This is a genomic window from Campylobacter concisus, from assembly GCF_002092845.1.
Lineage (GTDB): Bacteria > Campylobacterota > Campylobacteria > Campylobacterales > Campylobacteraceae > Campylobacter_A > Campylobacter_A concisus_AQ.
The window spans coordinates 93,412-116,784 of the sequence record NZ_LVXF01000040.1; the positions used below are offsets into that span (position 1 = coordinate 93,412).

The 23,373-nt window shown below is 36.4% G+C and carries 25 protein-coding genes, 4 tRNA genes and 1 other RNA gene; 19 read left to right on the forward strand and 11 right to left on the reverse strand.

Translation table 11 applies throughout. The annotated features are described in order from the left end of the window. Positions 1-97 precede the first annotated feature (97 nt). The 6 genes from A3854_RS08540 to A3854_RS08570 all read left to right on the forward strand — a co-directional run bounded on the left by A3854_RS08540 (position 98) and on the right by A3854_RS08570 (position 5,120). Complete coding sequence (locus A3854_RS08540) at positions 98-982, forward strand: helix-turn-helix domain-containing protein (RefSeq protein WP_084042115.1); 885 nt, start codon at positions 98-100, stop codon at positions 980-982. Between the two features lie 55 nt (positions 983-1,037). Then, complete coding sequence (gene hemW / locus A3854_RS08545; protein ID WP_084042116.1) at positions 1,038-2,084, forward strand: radical SAM family heme chaperone HemW; 1,047 nt, start codon at positions 1,038-1,040, stop codon at positions 2,082-2,084. A 67-nt stretch (positions 2,085-2,151) separates the two neighbouring features. Beyond that, positions 2,152-2,550: a Sec-independent protein translocase protein TatB gene (gene tatB, locus A3854_RS08555; protein ID WP_084042117.1), complete on the forward strand. Its 399-nt coding sequence runs from the start codon at positions 2,152-2,154 to the stop codon at positions 2,548-2,550. Continuing rightward, a complete protein-coding gene (tatC, locus tag A3854_RS08560) occupies positions 2,550-3,308 on the forward strand; it encodes a twin-arginine translocase subunit TatC (protein WP_084042118.1) in 759 nt (252 codons plus the stop codon). The genes tatB and tatC overlap by 1 nt, the downstream gene beginning before the upstream one ends. Continuing rightward, positions 3,301-4,323, forward strand: coding sequence for a tRNA preQ1(34) S-adenosylmethionine ribosyltransferase-isomerase QueA (gene queA / locus A3854_RS08565; RefSeq protein ID WP_084042119.1), 1,023 nt, complete (start codon positions 3,301-3,303; stop codon positions 4,321-4,323). The genes tatC and queA overlap by 8 nt, the downstream gene beginning before the upstream one ends. Next, positions 4,320-5,120, forward strand: coding sequence for a hypothetical protein (locus A3854_RS08570; protein WP_084042120.1), 801 nt, complete (start codon positions 4,320-4,322; stop codon positions 5,118-5,120). Before queA ends, A3854_RS08570 begins: the two co-directional genes overlap by 4 nt. Positions 5,121-5,141: 21 nt before the next feature. Here A3854_RS08570 and ruvX read toward each other — a convergent pair whose 3' ends face one another. Genes ruvX through ilvC form a run of 4 tightly spaced genes read right to left on the reverse strand, consistent with a single transcriptional unit; the run spans position 5,142 to position 8,706 of the window. After that, positions 5,142-5,525: a Holliday junction resolvase RuvX gene (ruvX, locus tag A3854_RS08575; RefSeq protein WP_084042121.1), complete on the reverse strand. Its 384-nt coding sequence runs from the start codon at positions 5,523-5,525 to the stop codon at positions 5,142-5,144. Then, positions 5,522-6,292, reverse strand: coding sequence for a DNA-processing protein DprA (locus A3854_RS08580; protein ID WP_084042122.1), 771 nt, complete (start codon positions 6,290-6,292; stop codon positions 5,522-5,524). The genes ruvX and A3854_RS08580 overlap by 4 nt, the downstream gene beginning before the upstream one ends. Continuing rightward, complete coding sequence (locus A3854_RS08585) at positions 6,289-7,680, reverse strand: divergent polysaccharide deacetylase family protein (protein ID WP_084042123.1); 1,392 nt, start codon at positions 7,678-7,680, stop codon at positions 6,289-6,291. The genes A3854_RS08580 and A3854_RS08585 overlap by 4 nt, the downstream gene beginning before the upstream one ends. A gap of 3 nt (positions 7,681-7,683) precedes the next feature. Continuing rightward, positions 7,684-8,706, reverse strand: a complete 1,023-nt coding sequence (gene ilvC / locus A3854_RS08590) for a ketol-acid reductoisomerase (RefSeq protein ID WP_054196937.1) — start codon at positions 8,704-8,706, stop codon at positions 7,684-7,686. A gap of 142 nt (positions 8,707-8,848) precedes the next feature. Here ilvC and A3854_RS08595 point away from each other — a divergent pair, with 142 nt between their 5' ends. The 11 genes from A3854_RS08595 (at position 8,849) to A3854_RS08645 (ending at position 16,129) form a co-directional block, all read left to right on the forward strand. Beyond that, positions 8,849-9,667, forward strand: a complete 819-nt coding sequence (locus A3854_RS08595; RefSeq protein ID WP_084042124.1) for an HDOD domain-containing protein — start codon at positions 8,849-8,851, stop codon at positions 9,665-9,667. Beyond that, positions 9,664-11,583: an RNB domain-containing ribonuclease gene (locus A3854_RS08600; RefSeq protein ID WP_084042125.1), complete on the forward strand. Its 1,920-nt coding sequence runs from the start codon at positions 9,664-9,666 to the stop codon at positions 11,581-11,583. The genes A3854_RS08595 and A3854_RS08600 overlap by 4 nt, the downstream gene beginning before the upstream one ends. Further along, entirely contained in the window at positions 11,576-12,574 is a 999-nt protein-coding gene (gene holA / locus A3854_RS08605; protein ID WP_084042126.1) for a DNA polymerase III subunit delta, read from the forward strand. The genes A3854_RS08600 and holA overlap by 8 nt, the downstream gene beginning before the upstream one ends. Before the next feature lie 77 nt (positions 12,575-12,651). Continuing rightward, on the forward strand, positions 12,652-13,071 hold the full coding sequence (gene rpsF, locus A3854_RS08610) for a 30S ribosomal protein S6 (protein ID WP_021091458.1): 420 nt from the start codon (positions 12,652-12,654) through the stop codon (positions 13,069-13,071). Positions 13,072-13,084: 13 nt separating this feature from the next. Further along, a complete protein-coding gene (locus A3854_RS08615; RefSeq protein WP_084042127.1) occupies positions 13,085-13,642 on the forward strand; it encodes a single-stranded DNA-binding protein in 558 nt (185 codons plus the stop codon). A 15-nt stretch (positions 13,643-13,657) separates the two neighbouring features. Then, entirely contained in the window at positions 13,658-13,918 is a 261-nt protein-coding gene (rpsR, locus tag A3854_RS08620; protein WP_021091467.1) for a 30S ribosomal protein S18, read from the forward strand. Between the two features lie 583 nt (positions 13,919-14,501). Then, a tRNA-Lys gene (locus A3854_RS08625) sits at positions 14,502-14,577 on the forward strand. Positions 14,578-14,590: 13 nt separating this feature from the next. Then, positions 14,591-14,666 (forward strand) — tRNA-Glu (locus tag A3854_RS08630). A gap of 18 nt (positions 14,667-14,684) precedes the next feature. Beyond that, a tRNA-Val gene (locus tag A3854_RS08635) sits at positions 14,685-14,760 on the forward strand. 8 nt (positions 14,761-14,768) lie between these two features. Then, positions 14,769-14,845, forward strand: a tRNA-Asp gene (locus A3854_RS08640). A gap of 264 nt (positions 14,846-15,109) precedes the next feature. After that, entirely contained in the window at positions 15,110-16,129 is a 1,020-nt protein-coding gene (locus A3854_RS08645) for a bifunctional 3,4-dihydroxy-2-butanone 4-phosphate synthase/GTP cyclohydrolase II (RefSeq protein ID WP_084042128.1), read from the forward strand. A 47-nt stretch (positions 16,130-16,176) separates the two neighbouring features. Here A3854_RS08645 and panB read toward each other — a convergent pair whose 3' ends face one another. Beyond that, the gene (panB, locus tag A3854_RS08650) at positions 16,177-16,986 is read right to left on the reverse strand and encodes a 3-methyl-2-oxobutanoate hydroxymethyltransferase (RefSeq protein ID WP_084042129.1); all 810 of its coding nucleotides are present in this window, start codon (positions 16,984-16,986) and stop codon (positions 16,177-16,179) included. Positions 16,987-17,071: 85 nt separating this feature from the next. Between panB and A3854_RS08655 the strand changes: the two genes are divergently transcribed. Both A3854_RS08655 and ssrA read left to right on the forward strand, forming a co-directional pair. Next, positions 17,072-17,476, forward strand: coding sequence for a phosphorelay protein (locus A3854_RS08655; RefSeq protein ID WP_084042130.1), 405 nt, complete (start codon positions 17,072-17,074; stop codon positions 17,474-17,476). Positions 17,477-17,502: 26 nt separating this feature from the next. Further along, positions 17,503-17,861, forward strand: a transfer-messenger RNA (tmRNA) gene (gene ssrA / locus A3854_RS08660). A 49-nt stretch (positions 17,862-17,910) separates the two neighbouring features. On the opposite strand, the gene A3854_RS08665 is transcribed toward ssrA, so the two are convergent. From A3854_RS08665 to A3854_RS08690, 6 genes are all read right to left on the reverse strand, one after another. Beyond that, positions 17,911-18,798 (reverse strand): cache domain-containing protein, encoded by an 888-nt coding sequence (locus A3854_RS08665; RefSeq protein WP_084042131.1) that lies wholly within the window; start codon positions 18,796-18,798, stop codon positions 17,911-17,913. Continuing rightward, a complete protein-coding gene (locus A3854_RS08670; protein ID WP_084042132.1) occupies positions 18,791-19,162 on the reverse strand; it encodes an HIT family protein in 372 nt (123 codons plus the stop codon). Before A3854_RS08670 ends, A3854_RS08665 begins: the two co-directional genes overlap by 8 nt. 15 nt (positions 19,163-19,177) lie before the next feature. Further along, complete coding sequence (locus tag A3854_RS08675; RefSeq protein WP_084042133.1) at positions 19,178-20,218, reverse strand: AI-2E family transporter; 1,041 nt, start codon at positions 20,216-20,218, stop codon at positions 19,178-19,180. 216 nt (positions 20,219-20,434) lie between these two features. Beyond that, positions 20,435-21,514, reverse strand: coding sequence for a cytochrome C (locus tag A3854_RS08680; protein WP_084042134.1), 1,080 nt, complete (start codon positions 21,512-21,514; stop codon positions 20,435-20,437). A 23-nt stretch (positions 21,515-21,537) separates the two neighbouring features. Next, complete coding sequence (gene ruvB / locus A3854_RS08685; protein WP_072595167.1) at positions 21,538-22,548, reverse strand: Holliday junction branch migration DNA helicase RuvB; 1,011 nt, start codon at positions 22,546-22,548, stop codon at positions 21,538-21,540. Positions 22,549-22,597: 49 nt separating this feature from the next. Continuing rightward, on the reverse strand, positions 22,598-23,373 hold a 776-nt coding region (locus A3854_RS08690; RefSeq protein WP_257639907.1), incomplete at its 5' end, for a sensor histidine kinase.

Here is a 23,373-nt window from a genome sequence, read left to right on the forward strand (position 1 = left end):
TTATAAAAATTTAATGCACATTTTACTAAAATTAAATAATCGTTATCAATATCATACGTAACGCTAAAGGGATTAAATTTAACGCTTGAGGGATAAAATGATAAATTTAGACAAAAAATATGGGACTAGCAAAATATCTCAAAAGGAAAAACAAGTAAGCGTAGAATTTTTCAAGCAAAGCAGTGGCATCAGCTATCTAAAAAGTGAAATTTTATGTAATGGCAAGATAAAAAGAGATCGCCACAAGTCTAAAAAATACCTATTTTTAATGTTTAATGAGGATAAAAACGATCTTTGCTTTAAGCTTGATAGAAAAGAGTATATTTTAAACAAAGATGAATTTTGCATTGGGCTTGTTAATGATGATTTTAAAGGTGTCTTTGAGTATCAAAATAAATTTTATAAGACAAAAACACTACTTTTTGACGAAAGCTATGCAAATAAGCTTGAGATATTTGCTGGACTTAGATTTGATGATAAATTTGAGCTATTAAAACACAAAAAAGATTTAGCTCAAATTTGCGTTTTAAATGAACTTGATACGACAAATTTATATGAAGGCGCGATGAGGGAAATTTTTACCGAGTCAAAAATTTTAGAGCTTATTTATAAAAGTAAAATACGAAAAGAGAGCGAAATTTCACTTAGTAGAGATGAAGAAAAGACTCTTTTAAAGGCTAAAATGATCTTGTTAAGTCGTATGCAAAATCCTCCAAGCATCAAAGAGCTAGCTCATCTTTGTGGCACAAATGACTTTTGGCTAAAGAAAAATTTTAAGCTATTTTTCAAAGATACGATCTATCAACTCTTAGCAAAAGAGCGTCTAAAGCTAGCTTTTACTCTTTTAGAGCAAAATGATATCAGCATAAAAGAAGCCGCAAATATCGTAGGCTACGCAAATACTGCACATTTTGCAAAAATTTTTAAGATAAATTTTGGCTTTTTGCCAAGCAAACTCTTAAAGACCAAAAGCTACTTTTAAACTGCTATAAATGCCAAATTTCTTATAATCGCCAAAATTTTAAAAAGAGAGAAATTTGCAAGTTTATATCCACGTGCCATTTTGTGAAAGCAAATGTCCCTACTGTGCTTTTGGCTCAAGCGATGACGAATTTAACAAGGTTAGCGCCTATTTTAAGGCACTTTACCTTGATCTAAATTTTCAGCTAAAAAACCAAAATGTAAAAGAAATTTCTACTATCTTTTTTGGTGGCGGCACACCAAGTGCGGTAAATGCTAAATTTTATGATGAAATTTTTAGCATTTTAGCGCCTCTTTGCACGACTAAAACCGAGATCACTCTCGAGGCAAATCCAAACTCAGCAAGCCTTGCTTGGCTAAAGCATGTTAAAAATTTAGGCGCAAATCGCATAAGCTTTGGCGCTCAAAGTTTTTTTGAAGATAAGCTAAAATTTCTTGGGCGCATTCACAGCAGAGAGCAAATTTTTAAAGCAGTTGAAAATGCCAGGACAGCTGGCTTTAGCAATATAAATCTAGACCTCATCTATGACACCAAATTTGACACTAAAAAGCGCCTTTTGGCTGAAACTGAAAATTTAAAAAGCCTTGCTATCACGCACCTAAGTGCTTACTCGCTCACACTTGAAGAAAACACTCCATTTGCTGGCAAAAAAAACTATAAAAAAGATAGCGACACTTTGACTAAATTTATGATAGAGCAAATTGGGCTTGCTGGCTTTGGGCAGTATGAAATTTCAAATTTCGGGCAAATTTGCAAACATAATCTTGGCTACTGGCAAGGCAAAAACTACCTTGGCGTGGGTGCTTATAGCGTGGGCTTCGTGGACGGCATCAGATACTACGCCAAAAATAGCATAGATGCCTACATCTCGCAACCAACTTACAGAGAAAAAGAAATTTTAAGCCAAAGTGAATTAGTAAGAGAGCATATATTTTTAGGGCTTAGAAGCATAGTTGGCGTGGAGGCTGGACGCTTAAGTGAGGCTCAGAAAAAAAGAGCAAATCTGCTTGTGGAAAATGAAAAACTGCTCTTTAAAAATAGTAAATTTTACAATCCGAATTTCTTACTAAGCGACGAAATCGCACTCTTTATCGAGGGCTAAATTTATAAAATTTTGAGCAAAGTCAAGATAAAATACAAAGCTTAAATAAAATTTAATAGAGGCAAAAATGTTTGGAATGAGTTTTTCTGAAATCTTAGTTATCGCCATTATTGCAGTGTTAGTTTTAGGTCCTGACAAGCTGCCAAGCGCGATGGTTCAGATTGCAAAATTTCTAAAAATGTTTAAAAAAGGCATAAACGACGCAAAATCAACATTTGATCAAGAAATGAAGATAGCAGAGCTAAAAGAAGATGCCCAAAAATACAAAGAAAGCATAACTAAAAGCACGCAGAATGTGCGCAAAAAGCTTACTTTTGAAGAGCTTGACGAGATCAAGAAAAGCGCAAGCGATGTCACTGAAAGCATACAAAACGTCGTAAGCGACACGAAAAAAACGGTAGAAAATATACAAAATCCAACAAATTTAGTTAAAGATGCGATCTTAAACGATAAAAAAGAGGCGTAATGTTTGAAGAGCTAAGACCCCATTTAATCGAACTTAGAAAGAGACTTTTTATAAGCATAGTAAGCGTTTTTGTCTGCTTTGGCATCTGCTTTACGTTTTGGAACCCGCTGCTTGCATGGATGAGCGAACCGCTAAAACAGGTATTGCCAGCTGGCTCAAATATCATATTTACTCAAATTCAAGAGCCCTTTTTTACAGCGATGAAGGTTGCATTTTTTGCTGGTGTCGTGATCGCGCTACCTATCATTTTTTGGCAGTTTTGGCTATTTGTCGCACCTGGACTTTATGACAATGAAAAAAAATATGTGATCCCATTTGTTATCTCAGCTTCATTTATGTTTGCGTGCGGGGCGGCGTTTTGTTACTACGTGGTCATCCCACTTGGCTTTGCATTTTTGGTAAATTTTGGTGGCCAGCTCTTTACGGCATTACCAAGCATTGGCGAGTATGTTGGCTTTTTTGCAAAACTACTAATTGGCTTTGGAATTTCATTTGAGCTACCAGTCATTACATTTTTTCTAGCAAAGATCGGACTTGTCGATGACAAAATGCTAAAAGATTACTTCAGATACGCTGTTGTTATCATCTTTATCTTTGCAGCTATCGTTACACCACCTGACGTAATAAGTCAAGTCTTAATGGCACTACCTCTCATCGGACTTTATGGAATTTCAATAATCGTCGCCAAAAGAGCTAACAAGAGCGACGATGAAGACGAAAAAGAAGAACAAAACAGCGACGTAGCAAGCGATGAGTAATATAAACGACGTCTCAAGTTATGATTATTTTTTGCCTGAAGAGCTCATCGCAAAAGAGCCAGTTTTGCCAAAAGAAGAGGCAAGATTGCTCGTCTATTTTAAAAATACAAAAAAGATAAAACACTACAAATTTAAAGATCTCTCCAGCCTCATCCCAGAGGACGCAGCGGTCATTTTTAATAACACAAAAGTTATCAAAGCTCGTATTTTAGGACAAAAAGAAAGCGGTGGGGCTTGCGAAGTGATGCTAAATCAGCCCATAGGCGAGAATAAATTTAGCGTCTATATAAGGGGCAGAGTAAGTGTCGGTAGCGTTTTAAATTTTCCTGATAATCTAAAAGTCAATGTCCTTGAGCTAAATGATGATGGCGCAAGAGTGGTAAATTTTACGCAAAATGGCGTTTTGCTTGATAATGTTCACCTTTTTAGTGAGCTTGAAAAGATTGGTCACGTCCCGCTTCCGCCATACATTAAAAGAGCTGATACAAAGGATGATGAGAGCTGGTATCAAAGCATATTTGCTAAAAATAGCGGTGCGGTAGCAGCTCCGACAGCTAGCCTTCACATAAGTGAACAAATGTTAGAGCAGATAAAAGCAAAGCATGAAGTCGCCTACATTACGCTTCACGTTGGCGCTGGGACATTTAAAGGTGTGGAGTGCCAAAATATAAATGACCACAAAATGCACTCAGAATTTTACGAGCTAAGCGAGCAAGCTCAAGAGATTATAAATTCTAATAAACCAATCCTTGGCGTTGGCACGACGGTTACTAGATGTGTTGAAGAATTTGCAAGAAGCAAGCAAACAAGCGGCTTTTGCAAGCTATTTTTAAACCTAAATAATAAGCCTATCAGGCAAAACTACCTTCTTACAAATTTTCACCTACCAAAATCAACTCTAATAATGCTAGTTACCAGCTTTATAGGGCTTGAAGAGACGATGAGGATTTATAAAACGGCAGTTGATGAAAAGTATAGATTTTACTCATACGGCGACGGGATGTTGATAATATGAAAGATAAACCTATCGATATCATAAACAGAATGGAAATTTTTCTTAGCGCCATATACCAAGATGCGCAAGACACTAAAAATTCCATCATTTTTAGTTACGATCCAAGTTATCCAAGGTTTTTAAAATTTGATGCTACAAATCTCATAAAAACACTTGAAAATATTTGCAAATTTTTCCTTTACTCTACCGAATATGCAGACATTTACATTCTCTTTCAACTTAAAAATTATAGTCCTAAATCTGTACATTTTGACATTAAGATAAAATCTAGCCATAGCGTAATGAGACCAAGTCACTACTACCTCAGCAAGATAAATAACTATCTAAAAAAAGCAAATGAATCTATGATCTCTCATAATGATGGAGAATTTTTAATATCTTTTAGCGCGGCACTAACGGGCGATAGAGCTATCCAGAGACAAATAAATATCAAAAATCAAACAAATACAAATATCTTAGTCGCTTGCGATGACGATGCTTTATTTGACACCATTAGTGCTCAGATAAATTTTTTAGGTCTAAAGGTTATCGGCAAAAACGACATTAGCAATCTAATGAGACATATAAAAGATTCTATTTTTACCCCATTTGTTATTTTTATCGATAGTAAAATTTTAAAAAATGAAGCGATGCTAGAAGATATACTTGAGTTTAAAAATATTAAAAATTTTCGTATTGTAACCATTTGCAAAAACGATGAGTCGGCTAACGATCTGCCAAATAATGTCACAGTATTAAAGCAGCCTTTTAGCACAGATAGCTTTCAGTTAGCTTTTAAAAATTCGCTCGAAAAATAGACCGATTTTTACTTTTTAATTTTAATTTATCCTAAGATATCTTTTTAAAATAATAGTGGCTGAAATGCTATCTAGCCTGCCATCTCGTCTTGTATTGGTATAAATTTCACTAGCTTCACTGCTACTAAAGGCCTCATCTTGATAGACGATATTTGCCTTTACATCAAGAAGTGAGACAAAATGCTCGATGCGTCTTCTCATCTCATCTTCGCTACTACCGCCGATTGGCACGCCAACCACTAGAGTATCTGGGGCATATTCATTTACCTTTTGGCTCACATCTCTTGCGGCTTGATTTCTATTTTTTCTAAGCACTGGCTCAAGCGGAGTCACGATCTCGCCAAAACCAAAGGCAAGTCCTATTCGCTTTAGTCCAACATCAATGGCTATAAATTTCTCTCTCATAGCACGCTCTTTACTCTTAGATTTGAAATTTCAACTAGCCCCTCAAGCTCATACTCATAGATGATATCGCCAAATTTTGCCAAAACTTCATCAAGGCTTACGCCATTTTCACAAAATTCTAAAATCTCGTCACTAGTCTTTTCTTGCTCTTTTATCTCGCCAAAAAGTGAAGCAAATTTATGATAGTCATCAATAAGCTCGGCTTTTTTATTTGCAAGCAAAAAATTTGTTCCATCGCTTTCGCCCATGCGCTGTGGCAGTACATAAACTGGAATTTTAAGCTCATTTGCAAGCCTTGCACTTTGCATAGAGCCACTTTTAAAATCAGCTTGTGCGACGACTAGAGCTTCACAAAGCCCTACAACTATGCGATTTCGCTCCAAAAATCTATAAGCAAGTGGCGGCTCACCTTCATCATACTCACTAAGTGCCAAGGCTTTGGTGTAAATTTCATTTATCGCCACTTTATTTTGGCTTGGATAGATGGTGTCAAGTCCGCTCGCAAAAATACCAATCGTTCGTGGAATAGCAGCTTTATGAGCCGCGATATCAACGCCGATAGCTCCGCCACTTACCACACAGACGTTTGCACTTTTTAGTGCTGTACAAAGTGCTGTGACGCACTCTTTTGTATAAACACTTGCCTTTCTTGAGCCAACAACTGCGATCTTTGGCAAAGATAAAAGCGAAGTATCTCCGATAAAATTTAGCTGTTTTGGTGGATTTTTTAGTCTATTTAACGGCTCTGGGATAAAGTCAAGTCTCATAAAATATCTTTTAAATAAACAACATCAACATCTTTTAAAAGATTATTTTTGCTCTCTTTTATCACTGCAATCGTATTTTTCTTTGGATGCCCAATGGCAATCGCGTAGCCTCTTTTTTTAGCCAAATTTACAGCAACCACAAGCTCACGCCTAACAGCTACGGCAGATGGATCGTCGTCTAAAAATATATCCCTTGAGATGTATGGCTGATTATGTTTTTTTGCAGCTCTTGCTACTGCGGTTTGAGCGATAGTTTTGCTGTCAACAAAGACAAAGCCCTGCTCTATCAGCGCCCTATAAGCCTTATCCATAGCGTCAAAATCGCTTGTAAAGCGTGATCCTGTGTGGTTGTTTGTGTATTTTGCACGTGGGAAGTCTTTGCGTATCTTTTTTATCTTTTCGTGCATGCTCTCAAAACTCTCGTTGATCGTAAGAGTTCCTATCTCTGGGCTATCAAAGTGCTTTGCTTGCATCGGAAGATGTATCATGTAAAACTCAAATGTTCTTGCGATATTTGGCGTATCTGGATGAGTCTTTGTCGCTGGAAAAATAGACGGCGTAATTTTTAAGCCAAGCGATTTTATCATACTTGCATGTTCAAATGTCGCCACATCGTCTATTATAATGACGAGCTTTGCGCGCCCTTTTATGCTGGCGTTTGGCATAAAAGGTACCGCTTCAAAGCTATCTTTTTTTATATTTTTTTCTTCGTATTTTGTTTTTTCTATCTTTTTGGTAGTTAAATTTTCAGCTTTTTTAGCTGGCTCGACTTTTGTGTTCTCGCTTTTAATTTTCTCTTTTTTTTCTATTTCAGTGCTTTTATTTTGATCGACTTTTACTTCAAAATTTTGAGATTTTAGCTCGGTTTTTTGTTCGGTTTTTGAGCTATAAAATGGCTCTATCTTTTGTTCATTTTCTATTACGCTAGGTTCTGTATTTTTATAATTTGCGAGTAAATTTTTAGTATCGTTTTGCTCTTTTTTTATCTCTTCTTTTTTGGCTTCACTCTTTACTTCAGCTATCTTTTTTTGCTCTTTTGGCTCAACTTTTGAATTTAAAGCAAGCTCACTTTTATGCTTAGGATCGGTAAAAATTTTACTTAAATTTTCATCTTCATCAAATTTTAGAGGGTATTTTCTCTTTTCGTATTCTTGTTTTTTCTCTTTACTAGCAACCTTTGGCTCAGCTTTTTTTAGGATTTGTTTCTCTATCTTTGGCTCATTTGTTTTGCTTATCTGTTCTGCACCATTATTTTTTATACTGAGAGCTACGCTAAGTGCTATTATCAAAATAGCTGCAATAATGCCGATACCAAGATAGGTTTTGTTGTGAAAGCGACCTGTACTTTTTTTTGCAGGTCGCTTCTTTGTAATCTTTTTTTCGCTCAAGGCTTAGTTTTTATTTTGATCTATAAGTTTGCCGTTAGTTATCCAAGGCATCATCGCACGAAGTTTTTTGCCAGTTTGATTTAGCAAACTTCTCTCAGCTATACCGCGTTCAGCGTTCATTCTAACATAACCCGCTTTTCTCTCTAGGATGAAGTCTTTTGCAAATTTACCATTTTGAATCTCTTTTAAAACTTCCTTCATAGCTTTTCTGCTCTCTTCGCCAACCACTCTTACACCGCTTACGTAATCACCGTATTCAGCTGTATTTGAGATAGAGTAACGCATATCGGCCATACCGCCTTGATACATCAAATCAACGATTAGTTTTAGCTCGTGCAAGCATTCAAAATACGCCATCTCAGGCTCATATCCAGCCTCTACAAGCGTATCAAAACCAGCATTTACTAGCGCGCAAAGACCGCCACAAAGAACAGCTTGCTCACCAAACAAATCTGTTTCAGTTTCATCTTTAAATGTTGTCTCAATGATGCCAGTTCTACCGCCACCTATACCGCAAGCATAGCTTAGAGCGATCTCTTTTGCCTTTCCACTTGCATTTTGCTCAACAGCGATAAGATCAGGTATGCCACCACCTCTTACAAATTCGCTTCTAACTGTATGTCCTGGAGCTTTTGGAGCGATCATGATGACATCTATATTTGCTGGAGCTTTGATTTGACCAAAATGAACATTAAAACCATGTCCAAATGCGATAGCAGCATGATCTTTTAAATTTGGCTCAATCTCGTTTTTATAAATTTCTGCTTGAAGCTCATCTGGAGTTAAAATCATAACCACATCAGCGCCCTTTGTAGCTTCGCTTACGGTTTTTACCTCAAAGCCTTTTGCTTCAGCTTTTGCCCAGCTTTTGCCACCTTTTGAAAGGCCAATCACAACGCTTACACCATTATCTCTTAAATTTTCAGCATGTGCATGACCTTGTGAGCCAAAGCCGATGATTGCTACTTTTTTACTTTGAATAAGGCTTAAATCACAGTCTTTATCATAATAAACATTTATAGCCATTGTTACTCCTATTATTAAAATTTGGCAAAATTATAACTTTAGCCAGCAAAAATTCGGCTGAAATATATAGAAACTCTTTTTAAGTTTTATGATAATTTATTTTGATAAAATACGCTGAAATTTCAAAAAAAGAGATAACTCAATGAATGAATCAGTTTTTAAAAAAATCAAAGCACTTCCACCATTAGATGACACAGTTATACAAATTCAACGCTTACATGCGGACGAAAACAGCTCAATAAGTGATCTTACAAAAGTCGTCGAAAAGGATCCGATGCTAACAGCAAATATCTTGCGTTCAGCAAACTCTCCACTTTATGGGTTTTCTCAAGAGATCACAACCATCGCAAGAGCTATTTCTCTTTTTGGTATGGCTACTATTCGAGGTTTTGCGCTTTCAAGTACGATTAAAAAGAGTTTTTCTATAAATTTAGAGCCTTATGGCATTACTACACAAGATTTTTTAAATATCTCGATAATACAAAATGCACTGATGTACAATTGGCATTCTAAAGTTAATCCTAAAAGTCTAGAAATTCTCTCTCCAGCTTCATTTATGCTTGAGATTGGCAAGATAGTTCTTGCTCATGAATTAGCTGAAAATAAACAAGACGTCGAATTTAGAGAAAAACTTAAAAATATATCTAGCCCAATCGATCTTGCCCTATTTGAAACAGAAATTTTAGATATGTCAAATGAAGAAGTTACAGCTAAAATTTTTGAACAATGGAACCTTGAGACAGAGCTTAGCAGCTCAATATTCTATTCAAATAATCCAGAAGAGGCACCAGATCATATAAAAGATTACGCAAAAGCCCTAAAAGTGATAAAAACAGCTGTAAATATCTTTAATCAACTTGATGATATAAGCATACAAAATACTCTACCCCTTCTTGACGAATACGGCTTTGGACATGATACGTTTTTAATGGCTGTTGCTAAAGTCAAAGATAATTTGTGAAAGAATTTCTAACCTCACTACTAGTTGGCATCAAGGAAAAAGAAGTTTCAAACGAAGATAAAGAGATTTTACGAAATCTCTTAAATCTTGGTGCCGTAAGCTCTCATAAAGATAAATTTTATCTAAACAATGGATACGTCTGTGGCAAGCTAGACATCAGCCAAAACGCAACTGGCTTTATCATGCCGTTTGATAAACGCTTCAAGCAAGACATCATTGTTGAAAATAAAAATTTAAACAATTCACACCTTGGCGATATAGTGTTAGCAAAGCTTTTGCCGCTTAAGAAAAAACGCCAAAGCGCTAAGATAGTAATGAGTCTAAAGCTTGCAAATGAGACAAGTGTGGTCTATACAAAACGCTTTGGAGCGGCCATTTTAGGAGTAAATTTAAAAACTGGACTAAGCACGACCTTAAAAGCGACGCAAAAAAGCCTAAAGATGCTCCCACTTGGGACGCTACTTAAGGTAAACAACCTAAATAACGAAATAGTCGAGGTTTTAGGAAATTTAGAAGATCCACTAAGCGATGAGAAAATTTCGCTTGCCATTTATAATAAAAATGATAAATTTAGCGAGGCTTGCGAGCTTGAAGCAAAGGCTTTTGGTGATGAAGTCGATGCTAGCATGTATCCAAACAGAATTGATCTAAGAAATCTAGAGTTTTGCACGATCGATCCAGTCGATGCCAAAGACTTTGACGATGCCATATATTTTGATGAGAAAAAGCGTGAAATTTACGTCGCAATCGCTGATGTAAGCGAGTATGTGACCGCATATAGCGCTATTGACAGCGAGGCTAAAAAAAGAGGCTTTTCTATCTACTTTCCGCACATCTCAGTGCCGATGTTACCGCGCGCGCTTAGTGAAAATATCTGCTCGCTAAAGCCAAATGTACCGCGCCTTGCATTTTGTTTTAAAATTTCACTTGATGCGAATAATGAGGTAAAAAAAGAGGAGCTTTTTGAGACGATCATCCTTTCAAAAAGGCGCTTTAACTACGACGAGATCGATGAAATTTTAGAAGGCAAGAGAGAGTGTGAAATTTCATGGATCAAGCCACTTTTTAAACTCACCACAAAGCTTCGCAAAAAAAGGCTTTTGCACGCATTTGACTTTAGGACAAAAGAGCTTAGAATGAGCCTTGATGAAGAGGGTCAAATTTTACAAACTAGATTTGAAAGTGACTCCGACTCACATAGACTTGTCGAGGACTGCATGCTTTTAGCAAATAAAGCCGCCGCAAAGCTCATCACAAAGGGTGTTTTTAGAAACCACGCTTCGCCTGATTTTAAAAAGATAGATACCTTGCTTGAAGATTTGCAACTTTTGGGGCTTGACTTTACCTACGAGAGTGACCTTGCAAATTTGATAAGAAAGATCCAAATAAAAGCCGATGAACTGGGCAACCGCGAAGAGATAGATAAGCTCATCATCAAGTCTCAAAAAAAAGCTGAGTACTCAAGTGAAAATTTAGGCCACTTTGGGCTTGGATTTGACAGATACACGCACTTCACAAGCCCTATTAGACGCTATTCCGACCTTATTTTACATAGGCTTTTAAAGGCTAAAATTTTAAAAGATGAGAAGCTTTACAACTTCTTGCTTTTAAACATCCAAAGCACCTGCGCAAATTTAAGCGAGCTCGAAAGAGAAGCTGACAAGGTAGCCTACGACTTTATGGATAGGAAATTTGCACGCTGGGCAGCCGCAAACATTGGAAAAGAGGTGCGTTGCTACGTGAGCGAAAACCAAAATGTCTTGGTCGCTAAGCTTGATGATTATTTTGTTGGAGCTAGGATTTTCATCACTGGATACAGCGCAAATTTACTTCAAAAGCTCGTTGTAAAGATCACAGAGGCCGATATCGCAAGCGCTAAAATTTTTGCAAAAGTGGTAAGAAAGATCGATGTATAGAAAAGATTTGGAGCTAAATTTAGCAAATGCAAATTTAAGCAACTATTTCTTGCTTTTTGGAGCGGATGAGTTTCAGATCGAACTTTTTGGCAAAGAAATTTTGAGCTTTTACTCAAGCGAAGACGCAAATTTATTAAGCCTTTATTTTGACGAGTATAACTACGCTCAAGCAAGCTCTCACCTAAGCGAGCAGTCACTTTTTGGCGGCAAAAATATCCTCTATGTAAAAAGCGACAAAAAGATCCCAGCAAAAGAGCTAAAAGAGCTCATATCGCTTTGCTCAAAAAGTCGTGACAACTACTTTTTGTTTGAGCTTTATGAGTCCGATATGAAACTACTTTTTGATACGCAAAAGGCATTTGGGGCAAATTTTGCTAGATTTTTTAAGCCCTCAACTCCAGATGAAGCGATAAATTTACTAGCTAAAAGCTCAGCCAAAATAGGCCTAAACATAACCAAAAACGCACTTTATGAACTTTACTTTACGCATAATGAAAATTTATACCTTGCAGCAAGCGAGCTAACAAAGTTAAAGAGCCTAAACACACACATCGAACAAGATGATGTAAAAAGGCTAGTTTTTGGACTTGGCGTGATAAATTTTGATGATTTTTTTAACAAATTTATGGCTCTAAAAGACATAAAAAACGACTTTTTTACCTATCTAGAAGATCCGAATTTTAATGAAATTTTACTTCTAAACTCACTTTACAAAGCATTTTTTAGGCTATTTAAAATTTACTCTTATATAAAGATAAATGGCCGCTTAAATTTAGATGAGGCGATTGGTTATCAACCGCCTGTAAATGTCGCAAATTTATTAAAAGCAAATAGCTTAAAACTAAATTTAAATACCTATTTGGAGATATTTAAAACGCTAAATTTAGCCGAGCTAGAGCTAAAAACAAACATAAAAATGGATAAAGAAATTTTTGCATTATCAACTATTTTAAATTTGCAACATCTTATATCAACAGCAAATATTAAGTAACTTTAAGCTAGAATCCACCCTTGCTTAAAGCAAAATCCTTGCTCACAAAGTGAGCTAAATATCCATAAGGAGAAGAAATGAAACATTACGAGCTTTTATTTATTCTTAAGCCGACATTAACGGAAGAGGAAGTTAAAGCTAAAGTTGACTTCGTAAAAGAAGTTATAACAAAAAATGGCGGCGAAATCGCTACTGTCGTTGAGATGGGCACTAGAAAACTAGCTTATACCATCAAAAAATATGAGCGTGGAACATATTTTGTTATCTATTACAAAGCACCACCAGCACTTCTTGCAGAGCTTACGAGAAATGTAAGGATCACTGAAGATATAATAAGATTTTTAAGCGTTAAATATGAAAATAAACGCGAAATCGCAGCTTGGGAAAGACTTTGCAAAGGTATCAAACAAACTATAAAAAAAGAGCCTCGTGAGCCAAGAGCACCGCGTGAGCCAAGAGTTGAAAAAGTAGACGAGCAAACTTTTACAGAAGAATAATCAAGGATAAAAAATGTTCAATAAAGTAGTACTAGTTGGGAATTTAACAAGAGATATCGAGCTAAGATACACTACTAGTGGATCTGCTATAGGAAATTCCGGTATTGCTGTTACTAGAAAATTTAATACTAACGGCGAAAAACGTGAAGAGACATGCTTTATTGACATATCATTCTTTGGCAAATCAGCTGAGATAGCAAATCAATATTTAAGCAAAGGCTCTAAGCTTCTGATTGAAGGAAGATTAAAATTTGATCAATGGACCGACAATAATGGACAAAACCGCTCAAAGCACTCAATCGTAGTTGAAAATATGGAGATGCTTGGCGGAAATAGCGGAGCTAATGGACAAAGTCAAGGTGGATTTAATCAAAATAGTTCGTACTCACAACAACGAAATAATGGTTCAACTAATAGCTATGGCAATGGTGGATATCAAAATTCAGCACCACAAAGACAGCAAACGCAACCACAAAATAAAAAAGCACAAGAAGAGTACTATGAGGAGAAAATCCCTGATATAAACATTGACGCCGATAATTTTGATGGCGACAACGAAATACCGTTTTAATTTAAAGGATAGAAAATGGCAGAAAAAAGAAAATATTCACGTAAATATTGCAAATTTACAGAAGCAAAAATTGATTTTATAGATTATAAAGATACTTCTCTTTTAAAGTATTGTTTATCAGAGAGATTTAAAATCATGCCAAGACGTTTAACTGGCACATCAAAAAGACATCAAGAAATGGTAGAAAAAGCGATCAAAAGAGCTCGTCATGCAGCTATTATACCTTACATAGTAGATCGCAAAGATGTAGTTTCAAATCCTTTTGATGGACTATAATTATTTAATTTATTAAACCCCTATTAATGGGGTTTAATCCTAATCTTAAATATCCTAGATTTATGTTCTTATAGATTTTTATTTATTGACTGCAGTTTAAAATATTTTTCAAGTACTATCTATAATTTTGGTTTAACTTACACGAGACAATTAGAATTTATTCAGGTGAATATCTCAAATATATGCTGTCTTTAAATAACTCTATAGCATCAATTTATTAGTTCAAAATAATTTATTTAGCCATATGTACAATCAATATAGTTGATCCATATTATTCACAATTTTTACAACGAATTACGCATCATCTATCGTATAGCAATAACTGTTCGCATGAGGCTAAAAAGTAAGATACTTAATATAGAAAAACTTTATAATAAAAACATATCTTAGTAAATCCAATATTCATCCATTTGGTGTCCGCATATCTTGCAAGTGGGCTTGATGGGATATTTTATTTTGAAAACTTATTGATGCCAAACCAACCTAACCATGCAACCATGTTAGCTAAAAACAAATTTTAAACATCCTTTTCTTGACATGTAATAATGTTTTTTGTATAATTTCAATTCTTTTTTAAATAAATGTCTTGCTAGCTCAGTCGGTAGAGCATCTCACTTTTAATGAGGGGGCCGTTGGTTCGAATCCAACGCAGGACACCATTTTTGGGTTTATGACCCTTTCGTCTAGTGGCTCAGGACTCTACTTTCTCTGTGTAGAAACAGAGGTTCAAATCCTCTAAGGGTCGCCAGATATTTTTTAAATTTTAGGTCGCTTAGCTCAGTTGGTAGAGCGCCACCCTTACAAGGTGGATGTCATAAGTTCGAGTCTTATAGCGACCACCATTTTAGGTGCAGCGGTAGTTCAGTTGGTTAGAATGCCGCCCTGTCACGGCGGAGGTCGCGGGTTCGAGCCCCGTCCGCTGCGCCATCATTTATTCTTTGACTTTCATTTTCACTGTTACTATAATTCTTAAAGCAAGTTTCTTTTATTGAAAATTTATATTTTTAAAATTTATGTATAAAATAAATTGAACAATAAAATCTAATTTATCGCTACCAAATCACATATATTTAAAAATAAATCTTTTCTAAAATTTCTAAATAATTGATACAAGACAAATCAAAATTAATATTTTTATCTCTAAGTTATCAAAAAATCAATATAATCGTAAAAATTTAATAAGGGAAATTTATGGCATTTGAAAATGTATTAAAAGCGATTGAAGATATAAAAAATGGCAAAATGGTAATTATGGTCGATGATGAGGACCGTGAGAATGAAGGAGACTTGGTCTTTTCAGCGGCAAGCAGCGATATGCAAAAGGTAAATTTTGCGATCACCCATGCAAAAGGTGTGCTTTGCCTTGCAATGGATGAAGCAAATGCAAAAAGACTTGATTTGCCGCTAATGGTTTCTAAAAATACATCCAGTCACGAAACCGCATTTACTGTCACAATTGACGCAAAGGAGGCAACGACAGGCGTAAGTGCTTATGAGCGTGATATGACGATTAGACTTGCTGCCAGTATTGATTCAGTGCCTGAAAATTTTGTAAGGCCTGGGCACATATTTCCGCTTATTGCAAAAAAAGGTGGCGTCCTCGTTCGCACAGGTCATACTGAAGGATCAGTTGATCTTTGCAAACTTGCTGGCGTTAGTCCAATGGCAGCTATTTGCGAGATCGTAAAAGAAGATGGCACAATGGCAAGACGTGATTATCTGGAGGAATTCTGTAAAAAATTTAACCTAAATATGATAAGCGTTTCTGAATTAGTAGAATACAGACTTAGCCACGAAAGCTTAATAGAGGTTTCGCCCGCAAAGAGTGTAAAAATCTGTGGTTTTGAAGCAAAAAGATATGGCATAAAAGATCACGAAAATAAAAATCACGCTGCCTATGTTTTCGGAGAGATAAAAGTGCAAACTAATGTAAAATTTCAAAAAATAAGCAAAGACCATGAGCTTTTAAGCGGAGATAAATTTGATAATTTATTAAAGTCGTTGGATTTTTTAAGTAAAAATGGCGGAGTGTTGCTATTTTTAGACAGCAATAAAAGCGATGCAAGCTCACAAAAAGATTATGGCATTGGGGCACAAATTTTAAAGTATTTTGGCATAAGTGAAATTGAGCTTTTAAGCTCAAGTAAAAATAAAGAATTTGTAAGCCTTGCAGGTTTTGGTCTTGATATAAAGGGCTATAAAGAAATTTAAATAGATAGCCTTTTGGCGCTTTTTATTTAACGCGGATATTAATCATCCTAATAGCAAAATTCTTCACTTGGGAAAATTTTGCCTTTTACATCATTTGCGTAGGATTGCACGCTCTTTCTTACAATATCCGCTCCATCAAGATAGCGTTTTACAAATTTTGGTTTAAAGTCTTCAAAAAACCCAAGCATATCAGACCATACAAGCACTTGTCCATCGACGTTTACTCCAGATCCGATACCAATAACTGGTACATGAACTTGCTTTGTTATCTCGCTACCCACACTACTCATCGTACCTTCAAGCAAGATACCAAACGCTCCAGCTTGCTCAAATGCCAAAGCCTCTTCAACTAGCCTTTTTGCCTCTATCTCGCTTCTGCCTTTTATCTTATATCCACCTTCAAATTTATAAAACTGAGGCTTTAAGCCAATGTGAGCCATAACGTTTATGCCCTCTTCACAAAGGCGCTTTACTAAATTTACTTGGTGCATGCCAACTTCGAGCTTTACCGCATCGGCATTTGTCTGTTTAAAAAATTTCATCGCATTTTTTATTGCTTGCTTTTCATTTGTGTAGCTACCAAATGGCATATCAGCCATGATAAAAGTATTTTTAGCTCCGTTACAAACGGCCTTTGTATGATAAAGCATGGTATTCATATCCGCACTTATCGTACTTTCTTGCATATTAAAACTCATATTTAAGCTATCGCCAACCAAAATAATATCAGCATAATCATCAAAAAGTTTAGCAAATAACGCATCATAGGCAGTTATCATTACAATAGGTTCAATACCTTTTTTGTTTTTTATATCACTTATGCTTAGTTTTTTCTTCTGAGTTTTTTCATTTTTCATTGCAAGCTCCAAGGATTTTACCTAAAAGGCTAACAATTTTATCAAATTTTTGCTACAATTACGCCAATTTCTTAAGGACATAAAAATGGGTATATTAAAAAGGCTTGAAATAGATTACTCTTATGACATAGTTGAAGAATTTTTATCTCACTATGCTTTAATGTGCGATTTACTCGAGCCTTTGATAATAAATTTAGGAAGAGCTGATAAATATAAAGATAGTATCTTAGAGCTTACTAGGATTTTTCATAATATTAAATCAGCAGCAGGATTCATGCATCTTGATCCGATATTAAAGCTTACAACTTTAGCTGAAGAGATAGCTCAAGAGGCAAGAAGTCTAAAGGGTCCAGCAAATGATAAATTTATAGATTGGTTGCTACTTATTAGCGATCAGTTTAATAAATACAAAGATGACGTCGAGAACGATTTTGAATATTTTAGTGTTCTTGAGCCAAAAATCATTGATGTGCCTGCAAAACTTAACTAAATAATTCACTAACCATTTTATTTTTTGGGAGCGACTTGGCTTCGACAGGAGCAGAGTGTATACGGTGGCACGTCGCTTTGAGCAAAGCGTAAAAAGCTCAAATTAAATTTAAACGCAAACAACGTTAATTTCGCTCCTGCTTACGCTAAAGCTGCGTAAGTTCAGTTGAGCCTTGCTTAGTCTAATTCTAGCTAGGACAAAAGCAAGCAATTTAGCTAGAGTAGGTTCGCAAAGTGACTGCTTGCTAGCTGAAATTTTAGTCTTAGTCTAAATTTTGGTTTTGGGAAGTGAGCCTTTTTAGATGAAATTTTCACTTTTGCTAAGCGTGTAGAGGCTGTATGCATTTTGTTTTTGGACAGGGGTTCGATCCCCCTCGCTTCCACCATTCTTTTTATTTACACTATAAATACAAAAATTTATCAGATAAATAGAATCTAAAAGAGTTCTTCTGACTCAAAATAATTTTGTGAAATATTTCGCTCTTTTTCATTGGTATTTACATGAAGCACATAATAGCCTATTTGTGTGTTGCTAGCATCTATTAGTGGTACCACGCAAAAGTAGTGCGTTTTATAAACGTAAAATTCATATTCTTTAAAATTAATATCACGCAAAAAACCTACTATGTTTAAATTTGCACTGCTTAAATTTTCGATGTAATAATCATTTAAAATTTGATCACTTGGAATGCTTTTACGAGATGGCATCTTGTCTTTTGCCAAAAGAACAAATAGATCAATTCCTTGCTTTTTAAAATAATTTCCAAGTGAGTCAAAATTTAACAAAACCTCGATGTTACCAATAATTTTACCATCACGTATTACGTTTGAGACAGCCCTTATATGCGTTCCAGCATACCACGCCTCGATGCCGACCATGGGCTTGTTTTGATGCCTTGACTCTTGCACTAAAAACCTACTACTAGCGATCATATCGCCATATCTGTTTAGATCCCAACTCCTTACATAGCTTTTTAGATCTTTATCATAAATGTGAAGCTTAATGTTGTTATACATCGAAGCTGCGCCAAGGGTTTTGGTTAAATTTTCGATATTTTTTATACATTCGTCGCGACTTTGCCCTAGCAAGCACATTTGTATGGATTCATTTTGAGCAAGTAAGATAGAGATCGCCATTGATGAAAATTTCTCATCATCTATACCTTTATTAAGCTGTTTTACCTGGTAATCAAAAAAGACTCGCATATTATTTTGCATTTTTTCAGCCATATAAGAGCTGTAAAGAAAGTAAAAAAGCCCTCCAAGTACTATGATAAAGATAAAAACGATATAGACATTAAAATATTTTTTATATTTATTCAAAACTAGCCCTTAACTTTTCTTCTAAAAATTTTGCAAATTTATCAAATTCTGGCAACGCAAGCTCGCTTTTTCTTTTTGGATTAGCCCAAACGCTATCTGGAAAAAATGAGTCATTACTAAATCTAGCAATAACATGAATATGCACGTGTGGCACGTAGTTGCCAAAGCTTGCAATGTTTATTTTGGTTGGTTTATAAAACTCAAGCATCGCCTTTTCAGCTACTAGCATCGCTTCAAATAGCCTTGCCCTACTCGCTTCATCGCAATCGCTTAACTCACGAAATGGCTTAATGGTAAAAATTTTTATCCATGGAAGTTCGTTGTCTTCACGCTCGATTTTTATAAATTTATCTTCATAGATCATATTTGTTCCTATTTTTTATACAAAATTTCTCTCTCTTAAAAGCGTATAAAGCTTGATAGTCGAGATAAAAAATGTCACGATCGCTGGTCCAAGGATCACGCCCCAAAACCCAAATGTCGTGATACCTGCAAGCATCGCAAAGAATATAAGAAGTTCATTTATTTTTGTTGGTATTTTAACCAGCTTCGAGTTTATAAATTTAATAACAAGTGGCTTTAAAAGCGTATCAGCTGCAAATGAGATCACTACGATCGTATAAATTGCGATAGTTATCGCTGCTGCTATGTTGCCATTTGCAAACTCATAAATGCTAATAGGCCCCCATGCCAAAATACCGCCAACAACTGGAATAAGCGAAGCAAAGCTAAAAAAGATGCCAGTTAGCACGCCGTCATAGCCGTAAAAGCTTGTGATAATAGCAAATAAAAAGCCCTGAATAATCATATTTGCAATGGTTGAGTAAAAAACCACACTCATCACGTTGCCAACTTCGCTTAAAATAGATTCTGTGTCATCTTGCTTTAGCGGAAGTGCATATTTTAGATAGCTGATTAGTTCATTGCCATAAAGATTGCAAAAGAAGAAAAAGACCAAAATAATGATCATATCAACGCCAAATTTAAGGCTTAACTTACCTAGACTTGCAAGATTTGTCGCAAGTTGAGAAAAAAGCATCTTAATATCAAGTCCACCGATAAATTCTTTTATCTTTGGCTCTAAAAAATTTATCGACTCAGGCATCCTAAAATCATAATTTTTGATAAATTCGATAGTCTTTGTGACATTGTTTATATCAAAGCCAGCTGCGTATTTTGCGATCTCAACCACCGCATAAAGAAGTGGGGCGATAAATAAGCAAAGAAGCACAGATGTGGTAAGAGCCGATGAAAGCGTCTTGCGGTTTTTAGTGAGCGATAAAAACGCGATTTGGACATTTGAAACCGCGACAGCAAGCAGTGCAGCGATAAAAATATCAAGCAGATATGGTTTAAAAAGATAGACCACCAAAGCCAAAGCACAAAATACAAAAATTCCAAAAAATAGTCTATTGTTCATCTCGCTCCCTTAAAATGGGGTAATTATAGCAAATTTATCAAAGCTGCTAATTTGCTTCCCAAATTTGCTCAATCTCTTTACCATCAAGCTTGCAAAGCCAGCAAGTGTGGCTAGGCTTTTGACATTTTTAGCATGCTACTGGCGCTTAGTAAATTTAGATAAATTTATAGTTTTATGCAAAATTTCTAGCTCAAAAGCTCCTACAAATTTAGCCTTTTACGTGCACTGAAAATTTGCCCCGACGATCTCACATTCATCACATATTTGAATATATATAGTTCCCTCGCCATCTACTAGACTTCCAAGAGGAATTTGTGCTAGATATTTCATGCTTTTGCTACATTTTGGACATTTTAAATACTCAGCATCTTGCTCCCACTGCGGATATCCACCAAGCAAAATTTCGCTATCTATCATATACGAGTAGTGAGCGCAAACCTCGCTAGCTAGCTCAAATTTTTGCCCATCAAGCGTTGCCACAGCATCTCTTAAATAGTCATCACTCTCGCCCTCGCCCACTACCTCTGTTTGCACGCTATTGCCGTCATTTTGGCAAAAATACTGCACAAGACCAATGCATGTTGGACAAAATTTAAGCACAGCGTCGTTTTTAAGCTCTAAGCCAAGTCGTTTTAAGCTCTCTTTTTTGATGATAAATTCCAGCATCTCACCGCTACAAAATTTACATTTTTCATCGCTTAGTGCTTTAAATTTAACGCTTGCATCTGCGTTTTGGCTTGGCCCACATGTAAAACACTTATCAAAAACTAGGCTTCTTCTCTTACCACTCTCGTCAAAGCTCCAGCCAGCAACCTGAGCGTATGCATCAGTATCGACGTGAAGCTTTGCCTTCCAAGGCTTTGGCGCATTATAGAGCTTAAAAAATAGCTCCCTCACCACCTCATCGCCCTGCCATGCAAGTGCACAAAGGATATGATTTATTTTTACGATATTTTCAGCGCCATTTAGACTATTTATGAGCTCATCTCTCACGTCGCTTGTGGCGTTTTTATAAATTTCAAATGGGTAGTATTCACACTCTTTGGTCACTTCTCTTATTATCTGCTCGTCGCAAATTCCGTGCAGGTAGAAAATATAGACAAGATCGCTATAAATTTCATCATATTTGCCTATATCGTCTGTGTGAGCTAGGACATTTTTTAGCTTTTGCTTAATCTCAGCCTCGCTTAAACCTTGATAAAACTTCAGCTTCTCTTTTTGCCTGCAATCATAGCAGATCCCATCAAAGTAAATCGTCCTTTGCTCGCACTTAGGACAAAGATGTGGCTCACCCATTTTTGCTCCAAATTTAAATTTCGCTACTCAAAAAGCCCTTTTTCGATATCGATCTTGATGTTAAAGGTCTCAAAGCACTTCGCACTTGCGATCCTACCCTTTGCGGTGCGCTCGATAAAGCCATTTGCAAGCAGATATGGCTCGATGACGTCCTCAACCGTGCCCTCGTCCTCGCTAAGTGCCGCAGCAATCGTACTAAGACCCATAGGACGGCGCCTTGCTTGCATCAAAATTTCTAAATACCTAATATCCATCTCATCAAATCCAAGCGAATTTACACCAAGTGCGTTAAGTCCCTCTTTTGCACGCTCGTGGCTGATGATTTGCTCGTCATTTACCTCGGCAAAGTCGCGAATCCTTTTTAATAGCCTAAGAGCAATCCTAGGCGTGGCACGTGAGCGTTTGGCGATCTCTAAAGAGGCATTTTTGTCGCACTCTTTGCCAAGCTTAGCTGAGGCGATCTGCACAATACGGCTTAGCTCGCTACTTGTATAAAACTGCAGCCTAAAGTCCATTCCAAAGCGGTCCCTTAAAGGCGCTGAGATCATGCCAGCACGTGTCGTTGCACCTATTAGCGTAAATTTTGGCAGGTCTATCTTGATGGTCTGGGCAGCCGGTCCTGAGCCTATGATGATATCAAGCCTAAAGTCCTCCATCGCAGGATAGAGCACCTCTTCAATGGCTGGGCTTAGGCGGTGGATCTCGTCGATAAAAAGCACGTCGCCCTCTTGTAAATTTGTAAGGATCGCCGCCAGGTCACCACTCTTTTCTATCATTGGGGCCGCAGTCATTTTGATACTTACGCCCATTTCGTTTGCTATGATGTGAGCAAGGGTTGTTTTACCAAGTCCTGGAGGGCCGTAAAATAGCACGTGATCTAGGCACTCATTTCGCTTTTTGGCTGCTTTTATAAAGACGTCTAAATTTTGCTTGATCTTTTCTTGTCCGATATAGTCTTCAAATTTTGTCGGTCTAAGCGAGACTTCAAAGTCATTTTCAAAGCTTACTTTTTCGATTTCAACGATTCTATCCAAAGTTTTTCCTTCTAAATTTAAGGCTTCATTTTACGCTTTTATGCTTAATTTAAGCTCGTTTAAATTTATAATAAAAGGTGCTGCCCTCGCCGTAGACGCTATCAACGCCGTATAAAATGTCATGTTTTTGGCAAATTTCACTGACGATATTTAGCCCAAGGCCAAAGCCACCTTGGATTTCATCCTCTCTGACGTATCTTTTCCAGACCTTTTTGACGTCCTTTATCCCCTTGCCAAAGTCTTGCACACTAAGCTTTATGCGCTCATCCTCAAAGCTTAAATTTATTAGTATCTCGCTCTCCTTTTGGCTGTATTTTATGGCGTTTGTGATGGTGTTATCGATGATGCGCTGAGCTTCGACCTTGCTTAGCATAGTAAATACATCGTCTTCTAAATTTGTCTTTATCTCGATGTGTTTGACATCGGCCACGCTTGAGAGAAATTTCACTCGCTCTATTATATATTCGCCCAAATTTAGCCGCTCAAGTGGAAATTTTATGTAGCCTCGCTTTATGAAATACTCGACATCTTCGTAGGTTATTTGCATCTGTTTTAGGGCGTTTTTGATGCGAGTTATATACTTGTTTTCAAGCCCAAGCATCTCAAGATTCATACCAGCTACACCAAGTGGAGTCTTTAGCTCATGCATGGCGTCATTAAAGAAGTTGTTCATATACTTTTGAAACTCTTTATAAGGCTTAACGCTACTTAGATATAAAAAATAGACGATAAAAAGCACCGCTACAAGGATGACAAGGAGCATAAGTGCCGCTAGAAATATACTTTTTTCATTATCAAGCTCTTTTTCAACGACAATGTAATAAG